The 19,423-nt window shown below is 47.9% G+C and carries 15 protein-coding genes and 1 pseudogene; 8 read left to right on the forward strand and 8 right to left on the reverse strand.

Translation table 11 applies throughout. From position 1 onward, the window contains the following. Positions 1-298: 298 nt before the first annotated feature. The 7 genes from AABA75_RS19100 to AABA75_RS19130 are packed head-to-tail and all read left to right on the forward strand — an operon-like array spanning position 299 to position 7,679. Positions 299-1,573, forward strand: coding sequence for a polysaccharide biosynthesis/export family protein (locus AABA75_RS19100; RefSeq protein WP_338294324.1), 1,275 nt, complete (start codon positions 299-301; stop codon positions 1,571-1,573). A 24-nt stretch (positions 1,574-1,597) separates the two neighbouring features. Next, positions 1,598-2,989 (forward strand): GumC family protein, encoded by a 1,392-nt coding sequence (locus tag AABA75_RS19105; protein WP_338294325.1) that lies wholly within the window; start codon positions 1,598-1,600, stop codon positions 2,987-2,989. Next, positions 2,944-4,278: an O-antigen ligase family protein gene (locus AABA75_RS19110; protein ID WP_338294326.1), complete on the forward strand. Its 1,335-nt coding sequence runs from the start codon at positions 2,944-2,946 to the stop codon at positions 4,276-4,278. The genes AABA75_RS19105 and AABA75_RS19110 overlap by 46 nt, the downstream gene beginning before the upstream one ends. After that, positions 4,271-5,416, forward strand: coding sequence for a polysaccharide pyruvyl transferase family protein (locus tag AABA75_RS19115; RefSeq protein ID WP_338294327.1), 1,146 nt, complete (start codon positions 4,271-4,273; stop codon positions 5,414-5,416). The genes AABA75_RS19110 and AABA75_RS19115 overlap by 8 nt, the downstream gene beginning before the upstream one ends. Then, the gene (locus tag AABA75_RS19120; protein ID WP_338294328.1) at positions 5,373-6,305 is read left to right on the forward strand and encodes a glycosyltransferase family 2 protein; all 933 of its coding nucleotides are present in this window, start codon (positions 5,373-5,375) and stop codon (positions 6,303-6,305) included. Before AABA75_RS19115 ends, AABA75_RS19120 begins: the two co-directional genes overlap by 44 nt. A gap of 46 nt (positions 6,306-6,351) precedes the next feature. Next, positions 6,352-7,200 (forward strand): glycosyltransferase family 2 protein, encoded by an 849-nt coding sequence (locus AABA75_RS19125; protein ID WP_338294329.1) that lies wholly within the window; start codon positions 6,352-6,354, stop codon positions 7,198-7,200. A 59-nt stretch (positions 7,201-7,259) separates the two neighbouring features. Further along, positions 7,260-7,679: a hypothetical protein gene (locus tag AABA75_RS19130; RefSeq protein ID WP_338294331.1), complete on the forward strand. Its 420-nt coding sequence runs from the start codon at positions 7,260-7,262 to the stop codon at positions 7,677-7,679. A gap of 702 nt (positions 7,680-8,381) precedes the next feature. Here AABA75_RS19130 and AABA75_RS19135 read toward each other — a convergent pair. The 8 genes from AABA75_RS19135 to hutC form a co-directional block, all read right to left on the reverse strand. Beyond that, entirely contained in the window at positions 8,382-9,188 is an 807-nt protein-coding gene (locus AABA75_RS19135) for an alpha/beta fold hydrolase (RefSeq protein ID WP_338294332.1), read from the reverse strand. A 198-nt stretch (positions 9,189-9,386) separates the two neighbouring features. Beyond that, the gene (locus AABA75_RS19140) at positions 9,387-9,833 is read right to left on the reverse strand and encodes a VanZ family protein (RefSeq protein WP_338294334.1); all 447 of its coding nucleotides are present in this window, start codon (positions 9,831-9,833) and stop codon (positions 9,387-9,389) included. Further along, a complete protein-coding gene (locus AABA75_RS19145; protein WP_338294335.1) occupies positions 9,820-10,848 on the reverse strand; it encodes a glycosyltransferase family 2 protein in 1,029 nt (342 codons plus the stop codon). Before AABA75_RS19145 ends, AABA75_RS19140 begins: the two co-directional genes overlap by 14 nt. 13 nt (positions 10,849-10,861) lie before the next feature. Next, positions 10,862-12,133 carry an oligosaccharide flippase family protein gene (locus tag AABA75_RS19150; protein ID WP_338294336.1) on the reverse strand — a complete coding sequence of 424 codons (1,272 nt, stop codon included), beginning with the start codon at positions 12,131-12,133 and terminating at the stop codon, positions 10,862-10,864. A 176-nt stretch (positions 12,134-12,309) separates the two neighbouring features. Next, positions 12,310-13,770 (reverse strand): sigma-54-dependent transcriptional regulator, encoded by a 1,461-nt coding sequence (locus AABA75_RS19155; protein ID WP_338294337.1) that lies wholly within the window; start codon positions 13,768-13,770, stop codon positions 12,310-12,312. A 383-nt stretch (positions 13,771-14,153) separates the two neighbouring features. Beyond that, positions 14,154-15,659, reverse strand: coding sequence for a histidine ammonia-lyase (gene hutH, locus AABA75_RS19160; protein WP_338294891.1), 1,506 nt, complete (start codon positions 15,657-15,659; stop codon positions 14,154-14,156). Positions 15,660-15,680: 21 nt separating this feature from the next. Beyond that, on the reverse strand, positions 15,681-17,351 hold the full coding sequence (gene hutU / locus AABA75_RS19165; protein WP_338294338.1) for a urocanate hydratase: 1,671 nt from the start codon (positions 17,349-17,351) through the stop codon (positions 15,681-15,683). A gap of 32 nt (positions 17,352-17,383) precedes the next feature. After that, positions 17,384-18,088: a histidine utilization repressor gene (hutC, locus tag AABA75_RS19170; RefSeq protein WP_338294339.1), complete on the reverse strand. Its 705-nt coding sequence runs from the start codon at positions 18,086-18,088 to the stop codon at positions 17,384-17,386. Positions 18,089-18,176: 88 nt separating this feature from the next. On the opposite strand from hutC, the pseudogene hutI reads away from it, so the two are divergent. Further along, positions 18,177-19,420, forward strand: a pseudogene (gene hutI, locus AABA75_RS19175) (imidazolonepropionase). Positions 19,421-19,423: the final 3 nt, after the last annotated feature.

Here is a 19,423-nt window from a genome sequence, read left to right on the forward strand (position 1 = left end):
AAATCTACCGGCCTGCATAAAACGTCAACGTATTTTAGGACGAGACAGAGCATAAAAAGGCCAGCTGGACAAAGGTGTATGCTTTTACCTCCGCTGTCCGGCTAAAGCCGAACCTAAGAATGAACCTACCACACCCTATTCTCACACCATTCCAATTTGCAAAAACCCCTGATTCTGCAATTGCAAATTGCGAAAACCTTGGTCACTTATAATAAAAACCTCATACTTTTCAATAGGATAAAAGTTGGAACGGTTTCTGCTCTATTGCTGGTAGTTAAATTAAATAGCAGGAATCACCATGAAAAAGTTTCCATTCTCAAAATCAGTTATCAGCGGCATCTTGGCAGCAGCCACTCTGTTAACGACAGGTTGTGCGCAACACCATTCTTTACCCGCACCAGATACCGTGGCGCACCCTTTTTATGGTCAGCCCGGCGAGAATGGTACGCACTTCATTCATGAGCAAGGCCCTGAGCACCTTTTTGCCACCAGTAAAGAATGTATTGCTCGCGAAGACTTTGCCGCGCCTTTGAATTACCGTTCTGACAAACCATTAACCTTGAACAACAGCCTGATCAGCCAACACAACGGCATTCAGAATGCCCGTGAATTCGGCACCCCATTGAGTCCGGGCGACATGCTGGAACTGGTTATCGACAATGGCGATGGCTTTAATGGTCGTTATGTGGTGGATGCATCTGGCTACATCGATATTCCGCTTATCCAGCCGATTTTTGCTTTTGGTAAAAACACCTGGCAGGTGGCTAAAGATATTGAACTGGAGATGATCAGAGCAGAGATTTTTCAACCTTCCACAGCGCTGGTTAATTTACAGGTATTAAATTGGGCCGGTATTGAAGTAAGCGTTTCAGGTGCGGTATTCCAACCGGGACGTGTACTGATCAACCAAAAACATCCTAATGCAGTGATGGATGAAAAGTTAGCCGCACACGGCGACTTCTCTCCTACACGTTTGTTATCTGAGGCAATTCGTGCCGCCAGTGGTATCAGACCTGATGCCAAACTAGACCAGGTGGTATTGATCCGCAAAGGCTGGCAGGTAGAAGTGGATTTAACAGGCATTCTTACCGGCCAACCAGTACAAGACTATCCGTTAGTGGCCGGTGATCAAGTCATCATCCCTAGTACAGGATGCTTTCAGGCACATCTGGTGCGTCCAAGCCAAATTACGCCAAAAGGCTTTCGTGTGTTTATGTCAAACCTGACGGACTCAGCTGAAGACAATGCCAGCGCAGGTATTGGCCGCTACGCCACTAACATCCCATATGGAACACGTTTGTTGCAAGCCGCCATCTCAGCGAACTGCGTCGGTGGTAAACAGTGGACAAATGCACCGCGTAAAATCGTACTGGCCAGCAAGCACCCCATCACTGGCGAAACTCAGGTGATAGAGCGCTCTGTCGAGCAATTAATGCGCTTCGGTAATCGCGAGGCTATCAATCCTTATTTGATGCCTAATGACGCCGTAGCCTGTTATGACTCTTCAGTGACCAACTTAAGAGACATCGCATCTGCCATCGTACAAATCACCGCACCGTTTCGTTTACTTTAAGTTGAGTTAGTGGAGGACACCGTCATGGGTACTGCGATAAAAATACCAACTGCCTGGGACCGCTTCCGCGGACATGTTTACCGCATCTTGCGCTGGCCTTATATCACCACTGGCGCCATGGGTTATGCCTTCACTTTTTTATTAGTGGCTTTGTATCTGGCGCAGTCGCCTAAATTTAAAAGCGAAATGGACCTGGTTTTACCTGGTACGGGGTCCAGCAGTAATGTGAGCCTGAACGAAGTAGGCCAGGTGGTATCACAAACCTCTGCTCCTTTTGGTGCCGGCGGCTTTAACCCTCGGGTGAACTACAAAGAAATGTTGTCTAGCCGCGGTGTGTTAAAGCGTGCAGCAGAAAAAACCAACCTACCACTGGCGAAATTCGGAGAGCCAAAAATCAAACTGACTGAGCAGACTTCAATTATCTCAATCAGTATTACTGGCACATCGTCTGACCAGTCGCAATTGAAAGCTTGGGCGTTGTACGAAGCATTACAAGATGAGCTGGATCATCTACGTGCCGACGAAGTCGCACGTCGTGATGCCAGTATCAAAAATGTTTTGGCGGAATACCGCGAAAGAACCAACTTTGCTCGTGGCGAAATTGTGGATTTCCAGCAGCGCGCCTTATTGGTATCCAAAGACCAAATGGACCAGCTGATTTCAACTGTGGCTCAAATCAACGAGAAGCAGTTGTACGTGCAATCAGAATTAGTCGAACTGGAAGACTACATCCAGCAGTTGAGTCTCGATCTTCAGGTATCACCCAGATTAGCGGGTAAAGCCCTGATGTTGCAGTCGGACCCGGAATTCAGAGGTTACATCGCAGAGTTATCTCAAGCCACAACGCAGTTGAGTGAATTTCGTTCTCGCTGGGGTAACAAACACCCTAAGGTTATTGCTGAAACCGGCCGAGTTAACGTAGCTAAAGCGTCTTTGATTCAGCGCGGTGGCGAGTTATCGGGTGTCGAAGCCACTAACTTGTTCACGACACTGCACCTGGATAACAACCCCAAGCGCGCGCAACTGTTCGCAGATTTAATTGATTCCTTCGCCAGAAAGCAGGGCAAAGTATCAGAGCTACAAGACTTAAAACGCTCTCATCTGCACTTAACCGATCAACTTAAGGTTTATGCTCGTGAAGTGGCTGAGCTGGACCGTTTACAAAAGGAATTTGATTTAGCTGAGGCGGTCTATACCTCTGCAGCGGCCAGATTAGAAGCCAACAAGGCCGATGTATTCGCGTCTTACCCGGTGGTGCAGATGTTAACCACCCCGTCATTTCCGATCCAACAAACCAGCCCTAATCCGCTTATCGCTATCGCGGCAGGTTTATTCGGTGTCTTTTTCATCACTTTTGGACTGATAGTATTATGGCAACGCAAAGCATTAATCCAGTTACTACTGAAGAGAGATTAATCTGGTTTGGCCTGGTGGCCACTTACCCGATTTACTTCCTCGGTGGTTTGTACGTATCTGGCTCAGTGTTGGGCTATCTGATACTAGCAGCCCTGCTGCTACGTCTGTTTGTTGAAGGCAACCAGAACACCCACCGCAGTGTCCCTGCCATGGCATGGCTATGGATAATAGCAATGCTGGTGATGCTGATTGCACTGTGGGCAGGTCACGCCAACTGGGGCTTAGGTATGGGGAAAACCATCAAGTCTACCATTGGCTGGGCAAAGGGCTGGGCGCTTATCGCATTATTCATCTTTTTAGGTGCCGTATTACCACTGCGCAAAGAACTCATTATTCGCGGTGTTTGTATTCTCGGCTGGCATACTTTTTTGTTCAGTGCCTTTACCTTTATCGCGTATATGCTGCGTTTACCTGGTGAGTTATTCGTTTCACCACTGCAAATTGTTGGTGGTCCTGGTCCTAATTTTTTTACTGTGTCTTTGTATGGTTTAAATCCGGAAACCGGTGGCGGTCGCTGGCAGTTCTTCGGCCCTTGGGCGCCGGCTGCAGGCTTACTGGCCTGTATTTATCTGGTGATTTGTCTGCAAGAAGAAGATAAGACATGGCGTACCCGCGGTATTCTGGGCGCAACTGCCATGTGCCTGCTGTGTCAGTCACGTGCTGGCTGGGCTATCTTTATCTGCCTGTGGCCTATGGTGGTATTTTCCGATAAGTTCAGAGAGCCTTGGTTTTTACTGGTGATAGGGTTTGTGGTACCGCTGATTCTGGTACTGGGACAACCGGTTCTGGAGTTCGTACTGGATTCCTACGAACAAGTTAAGCAGTCTCGTCCCGGTTCTACCCGAGTTCGTCAAGCGCTGGCTACTATTGCCATTCAGCGTTGGGAGAGCGAAGCCTACTGGTTTGGGCATGGCGTCGTTGAGCGCGGCCCGAAGTTAGTAGAAGGCATGCCCATTGGCTCTCATCATAGCTGGTACGGACTGTTGTTCGTCAAAGGCCTGGTAGGCTTGTTGGCACTGGCTATCCCCATGTTTATCAGCGCTATTTATCTGTTTATTTATTCTCAAGTCTCAAAAATTGCACAAACGGCATTGTGCTTGCTAGCTGTGTTTATCTGTTACAGCTTTTTCGAGAACCTGGAGATTCTTTCCTACCTTTACTGGCCCGCGTTGCTGTGGATAGGTATGGCATTTAATCCCCTGAATACACTGACCAGAGAAGAGCGCTCTGGCAGTAAACAAAATCAATCTGAACAACAATTAAAATCTAGCGGAGTACAACATGTTTAAACACTTAGACGCCTTTCTTGTAGGTTACTACGGCATGCAAAATTGCGGTGATGACGCCCTGTTATTAGCCACTCATTTCGGCGCCCGGAAACATCTGCAATGCAACAAGATTGCCGTGTCCAGTATGCGCGACATCAAGCTCTGTGATGATTTGCAAATTGCGAAGACATTGCGCAAAACGCAAAACTGGCGTGGCCAGAATCGCGTTATTCAGTATCGCCATGCCCTGGCCAGTAAACGGGTCATCTTTGGCGGCGGTAGCGTGTTTCACAACGCCACAGATATCAACCAGAAACGCCACCTAATCAAACTCGCCGGACAAAAACGCTCTCAAGCACTCGGCGTAAGCCTTGGGCCGTTCAAAGATACTCAGGCAGAACAAGCTTGTGCAAAGTTTCTGCGTGAGGTGGGCTTCGTGGCCGTGCGGGATCAGCAAAGCTATGACATTGCTAAAGCAATCACGCCTGATTGCAACGTAAAACTGAGCTTCGATTTAGCGGTATCTTTGTGCAAACACCCGCAGTTTAAAGTTAACCAAGGGCCGCGTCAGGGGATATTGTTCAACGTGTGTCCAGTAGCCAAAGACGCCTTTGGCAATACCGATCCATTTGAAGAAGAACAGCGTGCTCGTGACCTTAGTCAGGTTATCGAAGCGTTGTGGCGTCGCACCGGTGAGCGTATCACGTTAATTAACTTTAACGGTCATGCCCAGCTAGGTGATGGACAGCTTACTAAGTTGATCTGTGAACAGCTGCGTGGCCGGGTTCCGGTATCGACGATCCCCTACAACAGCAACCCATTAAAAGTCATGCAAGTGATCTCTCATTTTAAAGTTATGGTGAGCATGCGCCTACATGGCAACGTTTTTGCATATATGAGTAAAACCCCCAGTATCGCACTGAATTATCACCCAAAATGCGAACAGTGGTGTGAGCAAATCGGATTACCGCAAGCAATGCGATTTGACATCAACCAGTTCTCAAAACGCGGTTTATTCAATGCCATTGAACAAGGGTTAGAAACGGGTTTCCCAATGGCACAGTTGCCGGTTGAAACCGCCACTGAACGCTCAGAAGCAAACTGGAGTAAGCAAGATGAACAACCAAAATTTTTCAGTCGTCATCCCGCTTTACAATAAAGCGAACCACATACTGGATGCCATCGCATCTATCAAGGCGCAAAGCGTGCCTGCGGATGAAATTATCATTATCGATGACGGTTCCAGCGACAACGGCGTCGCCATTGTCGAGCAAGCCAACATTGCTGATGTGCGCATTATTCGTCAGGCGAATCAGGGTGTGTCGGTGGCCAGAAATAACGGCATTAAGGCAGCCCGTAATCAGTATGTGGCCTTCCTTGATGCCGACGATACCTGGTTGCCCTTTTTTCTGGAAGAGATGCAGTTGCTAATTGCGAAATTCCCACAATGCAAATTTTTTGCAAGTCGCTATCAGTGCATCGACGGCGACAAGTACGTAGACGCCAAGATCAATTTAGAAGGGCTCGATCCACAAGGTGTATTACTGAGCAACTATTTTGAAGTGGCAGCCTCTGGCGATCTGCCGTTTATGATTTCATCGGCGGTCATCGAGAAATCCCTGGTAGACAGCATTGGTGGTTTTCCTCCCGGTGAACGCATTGGCGAAGATCAAGACTTTTTTGCCCGCGCAGCCATGTATGGACCTATTGCCTACAGCCCTAACATACACCTAATGTATCGTCGCGATGCTGAAAACAGCGCCACCAGCACTTGGGTACCAGAGCAGGAATGTCCCTTCAGCGAACGCTTAAAACACCAGGTAGCTCGGCTGAACCAAAAAGTGGTGGCGCAGCAGGTGAATAAATACAGCGCTGCCCACCTTTGTCATCTGGCAAAGCTGAATATCTATAAAGGTCGTTTTCGCTCTGCTCGAAAACTGCTGGCGGATACTCGCTGTAACCTGAAAGCCAAACACAAGTGGGGGCTATTAACCCTCAGCTATTTGAAACAGGCACAATATTCGTTAAGCAAATCAAACGCACTGTGATATCGCGAGAATCGATTTCATCAAACAATTTTACGAGGTAACAAACATGAAACTCAATGCAATCTGTATGGTAAAAAACGAAGGCGATGTCATTGCAGAAACCCTGTTAAACGCCATTGCGTTCTGTCATCGCATTTATGTCTTTGACAATGGTTCCACTGATGGCACATGGGAGACCATTCTGGAGCTGGCACAACAACACGAGCAAATTGAAATCGCCGCCCACAGCGATGAAGTGTTTAAAAACCAGTTGCGCAATCGGGTGTACAACATGTTCCATCACAAATACACAGACGACGACTGGTGGTATATCCTGGATGCCGATGAAATGCTCACCGAAGATCCTAAACCCCTGTTGTCTGAGGCAGACCGCAAAGGTTATGACATGCTCAGAGTGTGGCAAGCCCAATTTTACTTTACCGATAAAGACATGGCGGGCTATGAGCAAGAAGACAAATCACTACCAGTAACTGAGCGCCGCCGCCACTATCGCATTAACTGGCGTGAGCCGCGCTTTTTCAAAAACAAGCAAAATCAGCAGTGGTCGGAAAACATTTCTGGTCGCCTACCACCGTTTTGCAAGCGCTTTTATTACAAGGCTCCGATTTGTCGACACTACGCCCAGCGAACGCCAGAACAGATCAAAGCGAGAAATCAGATCCGCATCAACAATCCATTTAGCTTTTTTCATTTAAAAAATGGCAAAGCAGACAACTGGCTCAAACAAGCCGATGACATGTTCGTGTACAACAATGATGGTAAGTTCCAGTTTCCCGTAGCTGACCGCGTGAAGTACTTTGCCAGTGAATTTCGCTACTGGTGCCAATGGCGGGTTAAGAACGTAGTTAACCTGGTGCACAAAGCATTATCTTTTGCGACACCGCAACCTCGCTAATCGATATCGTTATAAAACGCCAGGTAACACTTCGGCCCGGCGCAGAACAGGACTCGTTTATGACAGTAACAGTAGCAAATCCAACGGAGCACCCCGGTGACGACCCGGCCATTCAGCGTCTACTAAAACGCATGCCTGCCAATATTGCCAGTAGCTTTAGTACCGAACAGTTATTTGGTCTTAGGGAAGCCATTGGTGTACGCGGCGGGCGATTGCACTCTGTTGATATTCGCCCCACATTAAAATTCCCCTTTATCCCCTGGAGTTTTTACCTGGTTTTTTTAGTGGGTCGTAACCGCCGAGCTATCTCCCAACAAGAACAATACATGGCCGCATTATTATTGTTGGCTTTTGCCATCAGCTTTGTACTGGGGTTGTCCTTAATGGGTTTGTTAGTCGTATATCTGCTTAAATCCGCACTGGGAATCGACCTGTTTGATGGCTACTCACTAGGTATCTGGGACTGGTTTAAAGACTAAATATGTTTAAAGGGAGTTACATCATGCAATTCATTATATAGCAAGCTCTAAAAACCTTCTCATTGTTCAGTTCGCAGTCGGATTTAGGGTTCCCTTTACACCCAGTAACCAAAGTATTCAGGTTACACAACAATGAGAGGTATCAGGGATGATACCCATACCAATAAGTAGCCCTCAGAATGCTACTCAGTGGAAATTGAAATGCTTTTAGGCAAGGCAGATGTTTACAGGTTTGGTGGCTCCAAATCAAAAACATCTAACGCAGGATAAAATCATTTCAAATCCATCTAAGACGACACCCCAGCGGCTTATTTCTTTGTTGCCAACATGGATGTTGGTAAGGGGCGAGAGCAGGATGCGGGAAGCTTTGCGCGATATTCATAAGACCACCAGTATTGTTTCAATCACGCGCCTCGAACTAAGCTCGCTGGGATGTCGCTGAGCGCATTTTGAGAGCTATTTATTGGTATCATCAATGCCAGCACAGGGATGTGCTGGCATTGATGGTCATTGTTGTGCTGAATACGACGATTACGCTTTGCGTGTCAAGGGCTACGGAGGATTCTTAAGGAGTGCCGCAGGCAGCATTCCTTAAGGCGCTCCGGCGCCCCGAAAAAACAACATCAGTATTGGATGTTTTGTTGTTTTTTTAACGTGTTTTTAAACGAGATGGTTGTGAGCCAAAAAACGATAGTTTCGAAATCACGATTTAATACCGGCGTAAAACTCTTCCATGGCATCAGCCACTTCCGTCGCTTTTTCAATTGCAGCGCTGTGGCCTGCATCGGCAATGGTGAAAAGACGCGCTCCGGGAATGTTATCCACCATACGTTGTGAACACTCAGGTGGTGTTAATACGTCAAACTCCCCCACCATGACCGCCACAGGCATAGAAACCGATTGTAATTGGGACAACACATTGTCTCGGCTAAAGATACTTTCGCCGAAGGCCACCATGGCCTTTTTATTCTGTTCAGTGACGGTTTGCTTCCAGTAATTCACCGTTTTTTTGTTGCCCGACACTTTCAAAAAGCTGCTGTGGAACATCATAGGTAATACTTTACCAATCACCGGCCACCAGCCCAGGTTTTTCACTGTTTTTAACAGCAGGGTATTTTTCTGCAATGCGGCTTGCGGTTCGTCTTCTGCAGACGTGCTCATTAATACCAAAGAGCGCAATAGATCCGGACGACGCAGTGCGATACGCATACCCACAAAGCCACCTGTGGACATACCCACAAAATGCACCGGACCACAATCCAGTTGCTCTATCAAGGCAATCGCATCGCTTACCAGATTATCTAGTTCATAGCCTGATGTGGTCACTTCACTCTGGCCATGGCCACGATGTTCGAAGCTGATACAGCGGTAGTTTTCCTGAAGTCGTTCCACCTGACCGGCGAACATAGTGTGGTTCATCAGATAACCATGAGAAAATACGATGGTTTCCTTTCCTGCGCCTGTCTCCTGGTAAAACAGGTTGGCGCCATTAACATTGATTTGAGGCATAGGGTTTTCAGCTGCTTATTATTTTTAGGAGTAAGAAGCTAACTGGGAAACAACGCTAGCGCAAGTGCCATCTTAACACTCGGACTGACATCAGCAGCTCAATGGTATACATGATGAATTTAAGAATGAGAGAGTGTCGCAAGAGAGAGGGGAACACCTATGCTAAAAACAACGAGCTTAAAGGTTTATCTAAGGCAGCTAAATACTGCACTCGCATTTGCGAGTCAGTAGCTGCATCACTCGAATCACACCGCGCTCGCCACCATACAAGGCAAGCGCAATGCCTGTGCCATTTGCCAATAAATCCAGCACATCAAAAGTACGCTGAAAATAAGGCTGAACGCATTCAATCAAGCCACTAGCGAGCCAGAGTAATAGTAAGAATCCATATACCCCCTTGGGTTTGGCTACAACGATGGGCAAGGCCACCATGCCCCAGGCCAGCAAGTGTTGAACTTTGTCGATACCCGGAATACCGGGTGGCCCCACGTAAGGTGGCTTCAGTGATAACCAGGTAATGCACAGCAATCCGGTACACACAATAAACGGCCAATAGCGCTTATTACACAACCAAAGTTCGTAAATGACACCGATTAGCGTCCGTTCTAAAACAATCCCCATAGATTTAAGATCATTTATTACCATAATTTAACTGCTGTACGTTGTGCATAAACCAGGACTCCAGCTTGCTGTACAACGATTGTGGCAATACGCTTAGCAAAGCACAGCCGCAAGTTAAAAAAGTACGCTGTGGCTCTTCTGCCACCACGCGATAATCAGTGCGTATGGCTTTAAAGGATAAACGGATGGCTTCTTTGGCGTTGCCTGATTGCACCGCGCGTCTGGCAAGGTAGCGGTACTGATATGCTTCAGCCAGTGATTGCCACTGTTGCATAAATTCTTCATGACCTTCGGTATTTTGCTGCACGGCAAATTGCCAACTAGCAAATTGCTTTTGCAGATTAGCCGATAATCCTCCAGCATTAACTCGGTAAAACGTCAGAGGTTCTGCCAGCCCCTCAAAGGTCCAGCTGGTGTTGAGCGCAACACGCAGCCAAAACTCGATATCTTCTGACTGACGCAGGCGTTCATCAAACCAGAAATGTCGAAGATGACTGCCTTCCCAACGACTGGTTTTAATTTCTTCCAACAGCTCTCGACGAATAACCGGGGCCGAACCATTGCCAATAGGATTACGACAAAAAATGTGCTTGGCATCCACGTCGGTGAGTTTAGGGAACTGACCAATGCCCATTGAATTGCCATCTTCATCCACAAACCAAGAGGCGCTATAACTGATACCCACTTGCTCATTGCGATTGAGATGCAAAACGTGTTGCTCCAACTTTTCTGGCGCCCAGAAATCGTCCGCATCCAGCAGTGCCACGTAGTGACCACGCGCCTCAGCGATACCGGTATTTCTGGCACCTGCCAAACCGCGATTCTTTTGTGACACCACACGGATTCTTGGATCATTAAAGCTATTAACGATATCCAGGGTATCGTCGCTACCGCCATCATCCACACAAATCACTTCAAAGTGCTGCCAGGTTTGTGCCAGCACCGATTTAAGACTGGTAGCAATGTACTTCTCCACGTTGTACATGGGGATTACCACAGAAACCACAGGACAAGAGTAAGATAAATTTTGCTGAGTCATAAGATTCTCCAGATTACATTGTGTCGCAAAGCGGTGCTTTGGCTTGTTTTAATTTAGAAGGTTTTACACAGCTCAAACTGAGCAACAAACAGAAACTACTGGCATATAACATCACCTGGGCCAGCGCCAGCGGCGATTCGGGTTTGAGCCAGCACAAACTGGCCACCAAGACACTCAGGTGCGCCAGGCGTACATGGGATTCAAGAGTGAAAGCTCCTGCCGCTCGCTGTGCCACGCAAACCATATCGATGAGAAAAATCGGAATCGCTGAAATACACAACCAAACGGCGACAGGTATCGATGCCAACCAGGTATTGCCAAACACCCATTGAATGTAGAAAGGTGCCAGTAGTGCTTGTGTCGCGTAAAGCGCACAAACTAACCCCATCAGCAAAACAATATTTTTAACGGAATCTGATTGGACACCATCGCGCTGCATCACACAAAATTGAGGGTAAAGCGCGGTAGTCACCGCATTACTGAACGCCTGACTGACGGCAATACTGGCACTTTTGGCAAAACTGTAAATACCAAAGATTTCAGGAGAAAGTAGTTTTCCAGCAATCAACACATCGGCATTTATACGCAGTGCTCTTGATAATTCCGATTGCAGTAATTTACTGGAATTAGCCAGAAGCTTTTTGAAAATCTGCCAATCGAAACCAATACCATATTGTGCTACCGGTACGCGTATGAACAATAGAATCCATAAAATGGCATAGATAAATTTACCGTAGACCACCACTTCGATGCCCTGACCCAGCCAAAGTAACAGAGCGATTGACAGGTTTTCGATGCTAACACATAAGCCGTTGCAAAAACCGAAGTATCCCAATTTATTGCTGCGCTGTAATAAGAACACCCGTACACTCACTACCGGGTATAGCAAGTAAACCGCAGATAACTGTTGCAATAATTGCTTAAGTTCAGGGTTGTTATAAAACTCCCCCAAGAAGATTGCCAATGTGTACTGAAGAGCAGCGAGTGTAACACTCAACAATACCTGCATGACCACGGCGTTTTTAGCGAATGCCGGCAGTTGGTCATCAGAGCACTGCACCAGCTGCGAGCCCGCCCCACAGCGCAGAACTAATCGAATCATGTCGTGGCAAGCCAGTGCCAACATCGCAGAACCGTATTGCGCAGGGACTAAAAATGCCGCCATCGCTAACAGCGTAACGATGCGAGATAACTTAGCAACTGCTTCAGCACCAATCATACTCAGCACATTGCGATGCTGGGTGGTAGAAAGCTTATTTTTAAGGGCCTTAATTGCGCGTTGCATGAAATCGCCTGTTAACAATGTTTGTTCATTGCTCAAGGGATTACAAGATGCGTTCCAACTTTTTATATTTTACAAGTTATTGATTTTATTTGTTATTTTTAATGACCGACCAAAAACCATTCGCGTTTTGCAATGTGCAGACGGTGGCTATTCGCAAGATGCGAATAGCCAGACAACTAGTTTTCCTCTTGCCAGGACTGCATTTTACGGTACAGAGTCGATGGACTAACTTGTAGAGCATTGGCTGCCTGCACCACATTATCATCAAAATGCTGAATGGCTCTTTCGATGGCACGACGTTCGGTGGTGGCCAGCGGTTCAATATTAAACACAGCTTCAGATGCGGCACCCAACAGTGGGTTATCCGGGGCAAACTCAGCTACGGGCATACTTGCCGACGTGCCAACAGGAGAGGCGACACTGAGGTTATTGATACTGGTTTTATCCAGTTTCAATTGTCGTCCCAACTCTTCACTACCGATAATGGGGCCATCAGACATGATCACGGCACTGTGAATGAGGTTGCGCAATTGCCGCACGTTACCGGGCCAATCGTACTGGGTTAGCAACATCTCCGCATCGGCAGAAAAACCCGCAAAGATTTTCTCTTCTTCTTCGCTAAACCGGGTCAGGAAATACTGGGCAATTTGCAACGGATCCTGGTCTCGTTCTTTTAACGGTGGCAGATCGATGGAAATCACATTCAGTCGATAGTACAAGTCTTCTCGAAGTACCTGGTCGGCAATCGCCTGCAGCGGATCGCGGTTGGTGGCGGCGATAAAACGAATGTTAGCTCGTTCGGTTTTATCTGAGCCCACCTTTTGATACTCACCGGTTTGAATAAAACGCAGTAGTTTCGCCTGCAGCGCCATATCCATTTCGCCTAATTCATCAAGGAAAAGAGTACCACCGTCGGCCATGGTTGCCGCACCATCACGATTAGATAGGGCACCAGAAAACGCCCCTTTTACATGACCAAAAATTTCAGACTCCATCAGTTCAGATGGAATTGCTGCGCAGTTTAGCGCCACAAAAGCCGCGTTTTTGCGCTTGCTTAGTTTGTGTATCGCTTCGGCAGCCACTTCTTTACCGGTACCGCTGGCACCGGTTAAAAACATACTTGCATTGCTCGGAGCTGCGCGTTCTATGGCGTTGTAAACAAATTGCATGGCGATGGAATCACCGATGAAACCTTCAAAAGTAGGCCGCTGTTTTTTCTGATAACGCTGCAACGTTTGTTTGAGCATGCTGCGCTCTGCCAGCACATCCTGCATCTGGCTGGCCTGCTCCACTAAAATGCGTAATTCGTCATTATTCCAGGGCTTTTGTAAATAACCCCAAACTCGCCCGTTGTTCACCGCTTCCAGCACCAGATTAATGTCCGTATGGGCAGTTAACATGATGCGAATGGTTTCTGGGTATTCCTGGGCAACACGACTAAAGAGTTCGTTACCGGTCATGCCCGGCATACTAAGATCGGAGATAATAATGTCGACGTTATTTTCAGCCAACGTATCCAACGCCTGTTGGCCGCTATTGGCAGTCATAATAGTAGTGTGTTTGCCGCGCAAAACTCTGGTGATGGCTGATGTGATGGCGGTCTCATCATCCACCAATAATATGGTTTTAAACTTCATTGTTTATCCAGCTGTTTACAATCCTGAAATTTAAATCTAGGCTGATTTACAGCTTTGCGCCATAGCCAATTAGTCTAGTTAGATGCAGTTAATTGTTTCTGCCCGGGAGTAATAGCGTGAAATCGTTGAAAAAAAGCAAGAAAGTCTATAACCGAAAATGGGCTGCACTCGCTTCCTGTTTGGCGATCGCTCTAATCTTCGCTAGTGCATTCGGATTAAAATTGCCTTGGTTAATAGGCTTAGCAACCTTAACAGTTGTGATTTTGATTATCACCGTAATAACAGGCAAACCTGATTAAAAATGCGACAGTGATATCCATAATAAAAAAGGCCACAGTAAATTACACTATGGCCTTTTCCCGACATCGCTGTAGCGTTTAAAACTAGCTCACTAACGCGCTAAAGCTCCCCGCTTCAATCACATCCTGCATCATGCCAATATCGGGTGAGAAGTAGCGGTCGTGATCGTAAAACGGCACTTTGGCGCGCACGATAGCGTAGGCCTGTTCCAGTTTTTCCGATGTCTTATGTGGTCTTCTGAAGTCAATGCCCTGAGCCGCAGCCAGTAGCTCCACTGCTACAATACCGCGGCTATTTTCCGCCATATCCGACAGACGTCGTGCAGCAAATGTCGCCATGGAAACATGATCTTCCTGATTAGCAGAAGTGGGCAAACTATCCACCGAAGCAGGATGCGCCAGGGTTTTATTTTCAGATGCCAGCGCTGCTGCCGTAACCTGAGCCAACATAAAGCCCGAATTCACACCACCATTGTTCACCAAAAACGGGGGTAAGCCACTGAGGTTTTTATCAATCAACAAGGCAGTGCGACGTTCCGATAAAGCGCCAATCTCGGCGATAACCAGCGCCAGATTGTCCGCTGCAAATGCCACAGGTTCGGCGTGGAAGTTACCACCTGAGATAATGTCTTCATTAAATACCAGTGGGTTATCGGTTACCCCGTTAGCTTCGGTCGTTAAGATCTGCGCAGCATGTTGCATCTGATCCCAACAAGCACCCATCACCTGAGGCTGACAACGCAAAGAATAAGGATCTTGTACCTTGTCACATTCCAGATGGGAGTCGCCAATTTCAGACGTTTCCGTTAACAGTTCTCTGTACAGGGCAGCAGCGTGGATTTGACCTTTTTGACCACGTGCTTCATGGATGCGTGCGTCAAAAGGTACGCGGCTACCCACCGCCGCCTCAACACTCATTGCACCTGCCACAATGGCAGCATTAAATAGGTTTTCAGTGTGGAACAAACCTTCCAGCGCTAGAGCAGTAGAGGCTTGAGTGCCGTTGAGTAATGCCAGACCTTCTTTAGGCGCCAGATTGATGGCCTCAAGACCTGCAATCTCCAGGCCTTTGGCGCCGGAAATCACTTCGCCCTTATAGCGTACATGACCTTCGCCAATCAGTGGCATACTCATGTGAGCCAGCGGAGCTAAATCGCCACTGGCTCCCACCGAGCCTTTTTTCGGCACACAGGGATACACTTCAGCATTTACCAATGCCATTAGCATTTCAATCACCTGCAGGCGAATACCAGAAAAACCACGGGCCAGAGCATTAATTTTTAAAGTCATCATTAAACGCACGGTGGAATCATTCATTAAATCGCCCGTACCTGCCGCATGGGAAAGCACGATGGATTTTTGTAATAGCTCCAGCTCTTCTGGCTTAATGCGGGTATTGGCCAACAGGCCAAACCCGGTATTGATTCCGTATACCACTTGCCCGGATGCCAGGACTTTGTTTACCTGGTCAGAAGATGCCGTAATCGCCGCCTGCACGCTACTGTCCAGCGACAAATGTACGGGCTGAGTTACTACATCACGTAGTTGCGCCAGGGTTAATTTGCCCGGTTGTATCATTAATTCAATCATGGAGTCATTCATAATCAGGCCTCACTTACTGCCAGTATCTAGCATGGGTAAATCCAAGCCATTTTCTTTAGCGCAATTAATGGCAATGTCGTATCCGGCATCAGCATGACGCATAACCCCCGTAGCCGGGTCATTCCAAAGTACGCGACGCACCCGCTCGCCGGCTTCTTCTGTACCATCACAGACAATCACCACACCCGAGTGTTGTGAAAAGCCCATACCAACACCACCACCGTGGTGCAAACTCACCCAAGTTGCACCACCCGCAGTGCTTAATAAGGCATTGAGCAATGGCCAATCCGATACGGCATCAGAGCCATCTAACATGGCTTCGGTTTCGCGGTTAGGGCTGGCTACCGAACCCGAGTCCAGGTGGTCTCGACCAATAACAACAGGCGCACTGAGTTCACCGTTTTTCACCATTTCATTGAAGGCATTGGCGATGCGCGCGCGATCTTTTAAACCAATCCAACAAATACGCGCCGGCAATCCCTGGAACTGGATACGCTCTCTGGCCATATCCAGCCAGTTGTGCAGGTGTGGATTATCCGGAATTAACTCTTTTACTTTGGCATCTGTTTTGTAGATGTCTTCTGGGTCGCCACTGAGCGCAGCCCAGCGAAACGGTCCGATACCTTCACAGAATAAAGGACGAATATAGGCAGGAACGAAACCGGGGAAATCAAAGGCGTTTTCCACGCCTTCTTCCATTGCCATCTGACGGATGTTATTACCGTAATCCAGGGTAGCGGCACCGCGCTCTTGTAGGGTTAACATCGCCTGTACTTGCACTGCCATGGATTGCTTGGCGGCTTTTACCACAGCAGCCTCGTCCTGTGTACGCATTTGCGCTGCGTATTCCATAGTCCAGTTTTGCGGTAAGTAACCGTTTAATGGATCATGAGCAGAAGTTTGGTCGGTAACGACATCGGGTGTAATGCCCCGCTCAACCAGTTCAGCAAATACATCAGCGGCATTGCCCAACAAGCCAACAGAGATTGGCTTATCAGTGTTGTTAATCATGTCTAATGCTTCATCTAGCGACGTGGCTTTTTTGTCCACATAGCGGGTGCGCAGACGGAAATCGATACGGGTTTCATCACATTCAACTGCAATCATTGAGAAACCAGCCATAGTCGCCGCCAGAGGTTGCGCTCCTCCCATACCGCCTAAACCACCAGTGAGTACCCACTTACCTGAAGCAACACCATCGAAATGTTTGCGTGCTACGGCACCAAAGGTTTCGTAAGTACCCTGAACAATGCCCTGACTACCAATGTAGATCCAGCTACCGGCCGTCATCTGGCCGTACATCATCAAACCTTCTTTATCCAACTGGTTAAAGTGTTCCCAGTTAGCCCAATGAGGTACAAGGTTAGAATTGGCAATCAGCACACGCGGTGCATTGGCATGAGTTTTAAAAACGCCAACAGGCTTACCCGATTGCACTACCAGCGATTCGTCCTCTTCCAGGCGTTGTAGTACTTCTACGATTTTATCAAAACACTGCCAGTCGCGCGCAGCACGGCCAATACCACCGTAGACCACCAGATCTTCCGGGCGCTCTGCCACCTCCGGGTCCAGGTTATTCATCAGCATGCGCATGGCCGCTTCCGTTAGCCAGCTTTTACAGGTTATTTCTGTGCCTTTCGGGGCGCGTATCACTCGTGTAGGGTCGTGACGATTGTTCATATGATTCACCTTTATTAATCTCTTTGGCCGGCTTAACCGAAGGTCAGATGACTGCCTAAACGGTACCTGTCACCGGGATGGGTCAATATGGCGTAACTCACCGAAGCCTTTTTAGACCAGGTTCTTCGGGTTACGCGTAAGCAAGCGGTTCCTTCCTGAATGTGTAAAAGTTCCTGCAATTCCGAGTCCGGCACAACGGCTTCCACCAAATGTTCGGCTTCGGTAAGGGGTAATTTTTGCGACAAATAATCGTGACTGGTTTGGCGCTCAAAATCTTGCGCCAGATAGTCAGGTGCCACTTTGGGGTTAACGAAGCGCTCTTCTAATTGCAATACCTGGGCATTTTCGAAGTGCAATATCACGCTGTGGAACACTTCCGTGCCTGGAGATACGCCAAGGTTGGCCGCCACCACTTGATCAGCGATGACTTTATCTAGCTGTAACACCTGCGCTTTATGCTCATGCCCTCGCTCTACAATTTCATCGGCGATATTGCGAATGGCCAGCATAGACGACTGGCTTTTTAAACTCGCCACATAGGATGCCGCACCTTGGTTGCGCACAATCACACCTTGCTCAGCCAATTCCTGTAGCGCCCTTCTGGCGGTCATGCGGCTAACAGAAAATTCCTCCGCCAGGGCATTTTCTGATGGCACGGGACTATACTCAGGCCACAGGCCTGATTCGATGTTGTGCAGTAAGTGCTGCTTAATCTGTAGATATTTACTAACAGTCATGTTTAATAAATTCTCACAAACAACTTGTATATACAAGTTAATTTTCGCAAAATGGGCCTCATAACTCAGCCTTTGATGGACATTGCTAATGAATTCAAACACTTCCTATACAGACGCAAACACGCAACTGGTATTACACAATTTGAATCTCGCAGCGATGGAAACAGGTATTGCCGAGCAAGACCTGCTGCGGGATGCCGCTGTGGTGATAGAGCAAGGCCGAATTGCCTGGTGCGGTGCAGCCAATCAGCTACCAGAACAATACCAGCAATACCCCAAACAAGACTGTCAACAGCAGTGGTTATTGCCGGGGCTTATCGATTGTCATAGCCATCTGGTATTTGGTGGCAATCGCGCTGATGAATTTGAAAAGCGCTTGCAAGGCGTGTCTTACGAAGAAATAGCGCATGCCGGTGGTGGTATTATGAATACCGTGCGGGCTACCCGAGAAGCAAGCGAAGAAAGCTTGTATAGCTCAGCAACAAAGCGCCTGAGAGCAATGCAACAACAAGGCGTGACCACTCTGGAAATCAAATCTGGCTATGGCCTCGATAGCGACACAGAACTAAAAATGCTGCGCGTGATACAGCGTTTAAAGGAGAATAACTGCCTCAATATTCAAAGCACCTTTTTGGGTGCTCACGCGCTGCCCCCTGAGTTTAAAGACAACGCCGATGGCTACATCGATTTAGTTTGCGAAGAGATGCTACCTATGGTGGCAAACGCCGGTTTAGCTGATGCTGCGGACGTCTTTTGTGAGGGTATTGGCTTTAATTTGAGCCAAAGCCACAAGGTGTTATTTAAAGCTCAGTCATTAGGGTTGAAAGTCAAGGCCCATGTAGAACAGCTGAGCAATCTGGGCGGCAGTGAAATGGCTGCCGGATTAAACGCGCTTTCCGTTGATCACATCGAATATCTGGATGAAGCTGGCGTTGCCGCTATCGCACAAAGCGATACGGCTGCTACCATTTTACCCGGTGCGTTCTACTTCTTGCGAGAAACCCAAAAACCTCCGATTGAGCTGCTGCGCAAATACAAGGTACCTATGGCAGTCGCCACTGACTTTAACCCCGGCTCCTCACCGATTGCATCCTTGCCTTTGATGCTGAATATGAGCTGTACTTTTTTGGTCTGACGCCTGAAGAAGCACTTTTAGGAGTAACCCTCAATGCTGCTAAAGCGTTAGGTATGGAAGGCCACGTTGGCACTATCACGCCTGGCAAGCAAGCTGATTTGACCCTGTGGAATATCGAGCATCCCCGTGAACTTTGTTATTACGCCGGACTACATCAGCCCACACAAATCTGGCACAAGGGCGCAGCAAGTTCCTGATGG

It is taken from the genome of Planctobacterium marinum (genome assembly GCF_036322805.1).
GTDB lineage: Bacteria > Pseudomonadota > Gammaproteobacteria > Enterobacterales > Alteromonadaceae > Planctobacterium > Planctobacterium marinum_A.

Bases quoted from the DNA above. Each gene is read 5' to 3' on its own strand.
- AABA75_RS19100 (WP_338294324.1), top strand. From the start codon at position 299: ATGAAAAAGTTTCCATTCTCAAAATCAGTTATCAGCGGCATCTTGGCA.
- AABA75_RS19105 (WP_338294325.1), top strand. From the start codon at position 1,598: ATGGGTACTGCGATAAAAATACCAACTGCCTGGGACCGCTTCCGCGGA.
- AABA75_RS19110 (WP_338294326.1), top strand. From the start codon at position 2,944: ATGGCAACGCAAAGCATTAATCCAGTTACTACTGAAGAGAGATTAATC.
- AABA75_RS19115 (WP_338294327.1), top strand. From the start codon at position 4,271: ATGTTTAAACACTTAGACGCCTTTCTTGTAGGTTACTACGGCATGCAA.
- AABA75_RS19120 (WP_338294328.1), top strand. From the start codon at position 5,373: ATGAACAACCAAAATTTTTCAGTCGTCATCCCGCTTTACAATAAAGCG.
- AABA75_RS19125 (WP_338294329.1), top strand. From the start codon at position 6,352: ATGAAACTCAATGCAATCTGTATGGTAAAAAACGAAGGCGATGTCATT.
- AABA75_RS19130 (WP_338294331.1), top strand. From the start codon at position 7,260: ATGACAGTAACAGTAGCAAATCCAACGGAGCACCCCGGTGACGACCCG.
- AABA75_RS19135 (WP_338294332.1), bottom strand. From the start codon at position 9,188: ATGCCTCAAATCAATGTTAATGGCGCCAACCTGTTTTACCAGGAGACA.
- AABA75_RS19140 (WP_338294334.1), bottom strand. From the start codon at position 9,833: ATGGTAATAAATGATCTTAAATCTATGGGGATTGTTTTAGAACGGACG.
- AABA75_RS19145 (WP_338294335.1), bottom strand. From the start codon at position 10,848: ATGACTCAGCAAAATTTATCTTACTCTTGTCCTGTGGTTTCTGTGGTA.
- AABA75_RS19150 (WP_338294336.1), bottom strand. From the start codon at position 12,133: ATGCAACGCGCAATTAAGGCCCTTAAAAATAAGCTTTCTACCACCCAG.
- AABA75_RS19155 (WP_338294337.1), bottom strand. From the start codon at position 13,770: ATGAAGTTTAAAACCATATTATTGGTGGATGATGAGACCGCCATCACA.
- hutH (WP_338294891.1), bottom strand. From the start codon at position 15,659: ATGATTGAATTAATGATACAACCGGGCAAATTAACCCTGGCGCAACTA.
- hutU (WP_338294338.1), bottom strand. From the start codon at position 17,351: ATGAACAATCGTCACGACCCTACACGAGTGATACGCGCCCCGAAAGGC.
- hutC (WP_338294339.1), bottom strand. From the start codon at position 18,088: ATGACTGTTAGTAAATATCTACAGATTAAGCAGCACTTACTGCACAAC.